The organism is Streptomyces sp. NPDC127092, assembly GCF_042722475.1.
Lineage (GTDB): Bacteria > Actinomycetota > Actinomycetes > Streptomycetales > Streptomycetaceae > Streptomyces.
Map to the genome: position 1 here is coordinate 1 of NZ_JBHXFE010000196.1, position 911 is coordinate 911.

Here is a 911-nt window from a genome sequence, read left to right on the forward strand (position 1 = left end):
CGAGCAGGGACTCCCAGCCGGAGCGGATGCGGGCGGCGGCCTGGTTCACGGCCTCGAGCCCGGAGGCGCAGAACCGGTTCAGCTGCACGCCGGCCACGGTCTGCGGCAGGCCCGCCTTGAGGGCGGCCACCCGGGGCAGGACCGCGCCCTGGTCGCCCACCGGGCTGACGCAGCCGAGGATCATGTCCTCGATGTCGGCGGGGTCGAGCCCCTCATGGCGGTCGCGCAGGGCGTGGGTCAGGCCGACGACGAGGTCGATCGGCTTGACCTCGTGGAGGGAGCCGGAGGGCTTGCCGGCACCGCGCGGTGTGCGGAGGGCGTCGTAGAGGAAGGCGTCCTGGGTCACGGGGTCTCCTGGGGTCGGGGTGGGTCTGGGGAGGGGGCGGGCCGGTCAGCGGCCGGAGGTGAGGGCGTCGGCGTAGTCGGCGCGCAGCTTGCGCTTGTTGACCTTCCCGACGCCGGTCCGATCGATCTCCGTCACGAAGCGGACCTTGTCGGGCAGCTGCCAGGTGGCGAAGCGCTCGGCGAGTGCGGCGAGGACGGCGTCCTGGTCGACGTCGGAGTCCTCGTCCCGCACCACGAGGGCCAGGGGGCGCTCCTCCCACTGGGGGTGGGGGACACCGATCACGGCGGCGTCGCGGACCCCGGGGACGGTCATGATGTGGTTCTCCAGGTCGATCGAGGAGATCCACTCGCCACCGGACTTGACCACGTCCTTCAGGCGGTCGGTGACCTTGAGGTAGCCCTCCGGGGAGAGGTAGCCCAGGTCCCCGGAGCGCCAGTAGCCCTCGTCGTCGAAGCCGGCCTGGGTGGCCTCGGCGTTGTCCGCGTAGGAGGTGGTCACCCAGGGCCCGCGCAGGCGGATCTCGCCCACGTTCTCCTCGCCGGGCGGCAGCAGCTCGCCCAGGGGG

At 72.9% G+C, this 911-nt stretch carries 2 pseudogenes; both read right to left on the reverse strand.

The features are described 5' to 3' along the window. Positions 1 to 346, reverse strand: a pseudogene (locus tag ACFWJO_RS38775) (acetyl-CoA C-acyltransferase); the annotation flags it as partial. A 45-nt stretch (positions 347 to 391) separates the two neighbouring features. Next, a pseudogene (locus ACFWJO_RS38780) lies at positions 392 to 911 on the reverse strand (AMP-dependent synthetase); the annotation flags it as partial.